We start from the raw sequence: 7286 nt of genomic DNA on the forward strand, positions 1-7286 counted from the left end.
CCTTACATCCTTACTTCTTTCATTATTCTTTTGGAAGACAATACCATCAACCAATATTTCTAATTTACTCCCCTCCTATTCTTTTGAAGTTTTACTTTTCTTTGGCTGTTGGTTATGATTTCAACATCCATCGCAACACCTCCATTTATGTTTGAACCTTTTGGATTCTTTGTTTATACATTCATTATAGTCGATATAAAGAGAAGTAACATACATTTACAAAGATTTGGTATTTTTGTCTACATTGTTGGCAAATTTGGTGTCTCACTCACTTCTTCAAGTTCAACTGCTTCAATTTGTCTAAAGCGTTTTTCTATTTTATTTGCAGTAATTAGTACTTGTTGCATATCTTTATGTGTTCGTTGTAAATCATTAGCAACTGCTTGATAACGATCAGTAAAACGATCAAACTCCACTGCAAGTTTATTCAACTCCATTTGAATATCTTGCATCTTTTCATTTTTTTGTTGTCCTAAATATAGTGCTTTAATCGCAGTAATATATGCCATTAAGGTTGTTGGTGAAACTAAATAGACATGTTTTTGATATGAGTACGTTATAACTTCTTCCATGTTTGAACTAATATATGAAAATATCGCTTCTGCTGGAATAAACATATACGCAAACTCACTGGTTTCATCTTTAATTAAATACTTTGTTGCAATTGCATCAATATGCTTTTTCACATCGTGTTTAAACATATTGTAAACTGTAGTTTTTTGAGCTTGTACTAATTCAGGATCCATTAAACGATTGAAATTCTCTAAAGGAAACTTTGAATCCACTGGAATTTTGCCTAATGCATCATTTCCAAAAATAATCGCATCTACAATATGTCCATTTGATAATTTATACTGTTTTTGATAGCGTGTTTGATCTAAACCAAATGCGTTTTCTAAAATTTGATATAATTCTACTTCTCCATAAATTCCACGCGTTTTCTTATCATTTAATATGTTATGCAAACTTGATATGTCATGTGAAAGTAGTGTTAACTGTTCTTGTGTTTTATCAATCTTACCAATTTGATTCATCACTTCGCGAAACACTTTCCCTGTTGACTCAAAAGATACATTGACTTGTTGGTTTAAGCTTTGTTGCATCTTGTTTAGTTTTTCTGCTGTATTCTCATTTAACATATTCATATCATTTCGCACACTTTGACTTATCGCGAGTTGAAAATCAAGTAGTTGTTTTTGTAGTCGATCAAGTTCTTCATGATCTTCGTGTTTCTGTTGCTTCAATACAACAAAAAGCACGACAAGTAGCAGTGCAATTAATATAATAAGTAATCCAATCAGTATCATTTCTGTATTCATAATATCACCTATGTAAGTATATCATACTATCTTTTGGCTAAAATAAAAACGCACGATTGTGCGCTTTTCTACTTTCTTCCAAAAAATAAAAACTCTTGTTGGTTTACTTCTGGATCTGCCATTAAACGATTGATTTCATCAAATCCTTTAACTTCAATAATTTCGATTCCTTTTGTTATCATATCTGGATTCCAAGCAGCATAGAAATCTTCTACTGCTAGTTCTTGTGATACTTCTGGAACCATTACCATCGAGAACGAATTATCATCTAAATAGTTCCAACCTGCAATAAAATCTCCTTCAGGTAATGGATCTTTATATAAGATTGACAAATACTTCCCTTCACGTCCATTATGGATAAATGAGTGAGCAAGATAACGTTCACTTCCATTGAAATAAACCATAACTAAACTACGATAATCTAAGTTTGGTTGCTTTTGATATATAGTTTTTTCCATAATTCAACATTCCTTTCCTAATATATATAAATTACTACACGTTTATTGTATCTAATTTTATTGATTTTGTCTTTTGCATGGCTCCACTTCTTTAGTTTTATACTTGTTAAACTATGTATAATAAAATGTATGGCTTTAATCAACTCATTTTAATACACTTTTACATTATTCAGAAAAATCTTGGTCACGAATATCTTGTTCGTATTTTGTGATGTTCGCTTTACTTACATTACGTATTCTTCCTTTGATTGGCAAGTTTTGTAGTGCATCAAATACTTTCTGACCTTTACCATTCAAGATTTCAACAAATGTAGAAACATCAACAATTGCAATCACGCCAATATCTTCAGCATGAATTCCTTCAATAGAAGTAATTGCACCTACAATATCACCAGCACGCATCTTCGTTTTCTTTCCAGCATTAATATGCAACTTCATAATATCATTGTTAAATGCTAGACTCTTTTCTTTAATAAGTTTGCGTTTTTGTTGTAGTGTTTGTTCATATATTTGTCGTTTATCTTCTACATCTTCCATATGTAATGGTGTCTGCATTTGAATTATTGTCTGTAGTTCATCTTCAAATGCTTTGATCTGCTTTCTTTGTTGTGGCTCAAATAATGTTATTGCTTTTCCTTCATGATCTATACGACCTGTTCGTCCAATACGATGTACATAGGTTTGTACATCTGTGGGAACATCATAATTTACAATCAATTCAACCTTTTCAATATCTAGACCTCTAGCTGCAACATCAGTTGCAATTAAATAACGAAAATATCCCAGTTTAAAGTCTGTAATTACTTTGATTCGATCTTTTTGATCCATTCCACCATGTAACTTACGCGCAACTTTTGTATCAAATAGAATTTCACTTGCTACATGATTTACTGTTTCTTGCATATTACAGAAAACAATTGCACTTTCAGGATTTTCGTTTATTAAGATAGCCTGTAGCAATTCATCTTTATTGTCTGCTTCGTATGCATCTTGATGTATCATATCAAAGACATTTCGCTCACTTGTTACTTCAATATACGTAGGCTTCTTCATATATCTTGAACATAGTTTTTCAATATGTTCATCTAGTGTTGCTGATAGCAATATATTTACACGATTTGATGGCAGTTGTTGTAGAATTTGATGCATTTCTTCTTCAAAACCCATTGTAAACATTTCATCTGCTTCATCAATCACGACATACTTAATATTGCTTACATCGAGTGTATTTTGTTGTAAATGATCAAGTACACGTCCAGGAGTTCCAACGACAGCATGTGTACGTTGTGCTAATTGTTTTCTTTGTCCTTCAAAAGACATCTTTCCAAATATAGCTTGTGTATTTAGTCGTTTATATCTACCTAGATTAAACATTTCATCTTTTACTTGTAATGCAAGTTCTCTAGTTGGCACTAAAACAAGTACTTGCGGTGTTCGAATATCCCATTGCAGTTGATTTAAAATAGGCACTGCAAAAGCAGCAGTTTTTCCACTTCCTGTTTGTGATTTCACAATCGCATCTTCATTGTTTAAAATCACAGGAAATAACTGTTCTTGAACCTTTGTAGGTTGTATATAACCTAACGTATCTATTGCTTTTACAATATCTTTTTCAAATCCGTATGTATTAAATTTCTTCATTATCTTTACTTTCTTTGGTTTGCACTCCCAAGTATACTTGCAAAGCATCATTTCGTCCAGTTACAAAAGAAAACAAGTAGTTTCCTACCTGTTTCTCTATATTATAAATTATACATCCTTACCCGTCTTTTTTGCATTTCTCACTTGAAGCACAAGAATCATGCATCCTGCAAGTATTGCTAGTGCAAAATAAACACCTACAGATGTTGTATCACCTGTTTTTACAGTTGTTGTTGCACTTGGATTTGCTACACTTGGACGTAGTTCTGTATTTTTATCATTTCCTGGTTTTACTGGATCCACAGGTTTCACTGGATCTACTGGATCAATTGGATCAACTGGGTCCACTGGATCTACTGGGTCTACTGGATCAACTGGATCTACTGGATCAACCGGGTCTACTGGATCAACCGGGTCTACTGGGTCTACTGGGTCTACTGGATCTACTGGGTCTACTGGATCTACTGGGTCTACTGGATCAACTGGATCAACTGGATCAACTGGATCATCATTCTTTTCCCATACTGCATAGATAGTTACATCATCATCCACTTTTGTTTTATCTGTAAATGTATATCCTGAACCATCTGGTTCTGTATTCCATTCAACGAATGTATATCCATCACGCACTGGCTCTGAAGGTAATGAATCAATTGTTTCTTCACTAGGTGTAAGGCGTGGCTCATCATCTTCTAAAGAGCCACCATTTGGATCAAAAGTAACCGTCTTTAAATAGTCTCGATAGCTTATATCATTATTATTGTATGCATGTGTAAATGGTGCTGTAAATGTAGTTGTTTTTATTTTATCTGCATGAAGTACTTCATGTTCTTTACGAAGTCTAGTTGAGAATGAAGCTTTATTGTTTGAGAATACAACATCAGCACCGATCTTAATCTTCTCTAGTTGTGATGCATGTGAAGGTTGTACTTGCTTTGGATCAATATATCGTATCAAGATTGCTCCACCATCAACTGAAGCCACATTATTTGAAATTGTTGCTTTGTCGATTTTGATCGTAGCACTTGTTTTTGATTGGAAAATTGCTCCACCATTTTTCGATGTATTTCCACTAATAACTCCATCATGCATAATCATATCTACACCATTATCAATCGCACCACCAAATTCAGCAGCAGTATTATTTAATAATTCAACATTATAAATTGTAAGTGAAGAAGAATTGTCACTAATACTTATTCCTCCTCCACGAAGATCTGCTGTGTTCCTATCAATACGACCACCATAAATCGTCATTGCTGTACCAAGTATTCCATAGAGTCCACCACCACTATTCGTTGCAGTGTTATTTGAAATTGTTCCTCCATAAATAGTAACCGGTGAACCAACGCTATGAATTGCTCCACCACATTCACCAGCATTGTTAGAAATTTCACCACCTGTTATTACTACACTTGATGATATTTCAGTAAATGCATCTACAGTACGTGTATGCGCATATATCGCACCACCACTTGTGGTAGTTCTGTTGTGAGAAATCTTTCCTCCATTAATGACAACACTTGCACCAGTAGTTTGAATTGCCCCACCAGATTGCTTTGTTGTGTTGTTTGATATTTCACCGTTTTCCATAATAAATGTCGCACCATTGTAGTTTTGAACTCCACCACCATTTGCTGCTTGATTATTACGAATTACTCCACTTTGCAAAGTAAACATTCCTTCATTATATACTGTACCACCAGACATTTTATTGATAGTCACATCATGTAAACTACCTCCAGTATGTACATTGTCTTCAATGATCGCACCTTGTTGTACAAGTACTGCACTTGCTTCATTATAGATTGCTGAACCGCGATCTGGATGAAGTCCATTTTTAATTACCATATCTTTTACATACAATGTTCCATAATTATGAATTACACGAACTGCACCATTCCCATCTAGTGCAACTGTATTTGTTGAAGATGTAAGTGCAATCACTTTATCCGTAGGAATTGTAATTGTGGAAGTCAGTACAATGTCCTGACTCAATTGAATCGTTGTTGGTTGAGTTGCACTTACAATTGCGGCTTCCAATTCTGCTTGTGTACTTACACTCTCATTTGCACTCCAACTTGGTTCATTAATTGTTCCATTTTTCGTTGTACCTGCTTGCATTACATCAACTTCTGATGCATATGTATGTGCTACCATGCTTGTTAAAGCAATGATACACACAAGTAATAATTTACTTGCATTATGTATTCTCTTTACTTTTCTTGTCATCATATATTTCCATCCTTTTTCTTTTTAATGAATCACTATTTCTAACTCATTTCCGGCATAATCACTAATATAAAAATAATCTATACTTTTCCCTGGAGAAACAATTCTCAAAATATGATTTTCTGCATCATATGTGTACGATGAACTTCTTTGCTCATCACGATAAAACCGTATGCTGTTACTATCGATAGTTGATGCATCATCATATAGGTAATACGTAAATGTATCACTCTCTTTTTTATAAGTTCCATTTGGACTATAAATATCAATATTTGATATTTCTATTTCCTTTTCGTCAATAACTTTTCCCTTTGATACTAACTGAACTTTATGTTTCCCATTTTCTGTAATGGCATCTTCTTTTTTGCCATCAATCCATATCTCATCGTACTGTCCATCTGTTGTTTCCACATGTAATGGTACAGCTTTATTTGTCCAAGCCTCGTTATATGTAATATTTTTTATTTTTGCATGAACTATTACTTCTTGCTTTACTGGCTCTTGTTTTACAGGTGTTGGTTGAGAAGATGGAATGAATATAATTGCTCCAGCAATCACACCTGCCCCAATAGCTCCTCCAAACAACAGTTTTAACAAGACTGCAGTTTTCGCAACATGTTTTGGTTGCAATATGGATTGTAATATTTCCATACTAGCTTGTTGGTTTAATACAAATCGTGTACTAAATTCCCGATACAACGTTTGTAAGATCATCGGTGATAAAGCAAACACGTAACTGTTTGGTGATATCCCTTGGTTCTTTAAATCTACTTGTAGCTTCTTACGAATTCGATTCAATCTTGAATTCACTGTTCCTTTTGGAATCACTAAAAGTTCAGCAATTTCTTCAATTTGTAATCCTTCATAGTACCGCAACAATCCTACCTCTTTTAATGAATCACTCATCGTATCTAATGATTCGAAAATAACTTCTTTAATTCTTGTATTTTCGAATTCTTTGGCAGCTGATACGCCTTTATGATCTTTAAAATCTTCAATACTCTTATTTTCACCTAAGTCAATAATTTGCATCTTTCGTCGTCCTTGATTCATACATACTGAGTATGTTATTTTTCGCAACCATAAACTAAAAGCCTCCGGGTTTCTTAGTTCTTTGATTTTTCGAAAAACGAGAATGAATACTTCCTGAACGATATCTTTTGCAATTTCCTCATCCCTGTAATACTGACACGCCACAAAATACACTTGATTGTAGTGTGCTTTGTAGATTGATGAAAATGCATCTACATCCCCGTGTTGTGCTTTTCGAATCACCGTCTCATCAACATAATTAAATTTATTTTTCACACCAATTTCCTTCCTTTCACATCACATTTCTACATCACTCCTCACATTTTTTCCTCTTGGTATAATGAGTGACACACCGTTTTTATAAAAACTTCCACACTTTTTAAAAAAATTATTCTATCCATTAAAATACAAGAATTGACACAATTGACATAGACAGTTCGTTTTCAGTCATATACGACCTTTCCTTTATAAAATGCATTGTTTCTTATCTGTAATAAACTTATGAATACATAAAAAGTAGGCGACTGAATTACTTCAATCGCCCCTTATCAAACCGTACGTACGCTACTAACGTATACGGCTTTCCAACATGTTTCGACAGTTT

The 7286-nt window shown here is 33.7% G+C and carries 5 protein-coding genes; all 5 read right to left on the reverse strand.

Annotated features, from left to right (window positions below; translation table 11 throughout):
• Positions 1-239 precede the first annotated feature (239 nt).
• Entirely contained in the window at positions 240-1319 is a 1080-nt protein-coding gene (locus EDD63_RS08445) for a DNA recombination protein RmuC (RefSeq protein WP_134170412.1), read from the reverse strand.
• A gap of 68 nt (positions 1320-1387) precedes the next feature.
• Complete coding sequence (locus EDD63_RS08450; RefSeq protein ID WP_134170414.1) at positions 1388-1777, reverse strand: hypothetical protein; 390 nt, start codon at positions 1775-1777, stop codon at positions 1388-1390.
• Between the two features lie 165 nt (positions 1778-1942).
• Entirely contained in the window at positions 1943-3418 is a 1476-nt protein-coding gene (locus tag EDD63_RS08455) for a DEAD/DEAH box helicase (protein ID WP_134170416.1), read from the reverse strand.
• A 108-nt stretch (positions 3419-3526) separates the two neighbouring features.
• Positions 3527-5653 (reverse strand): InlB B-repeat-containing protein, encoded by a 2127-nt coding sequence (locus EDD63_RS11605; protein ID WP_134170418.1) that lies wholly within the window; start codon positions 5651-5653, stop codon positions 3527-3529.
• A gap of 21 nt (positions 5654-5674) precedes the next feature.
• Positions 5675-6958, reverse strand: a complete 1284-nt coding sequence (locus EDD63_RS08465) for an RNA polymerase sigma factor (RefSeq protein WP_166667593.1) — start codon at positions 6956-6958, stop codon at positions 5675-5677.
• Between the last annotated feature and the right edge of the window lie 328 nt (positions 6959-7286).

Origin of the sequence: Breznakia blatticola, from assembly GCF_004365815.1 — a bacterium.
Lineage (GTDB): Bacteria > Bacillota_I > Bacilli_A > Erysipelotrichales > Erysipelotrichaceae > Breznakia > Breznakia blatticola.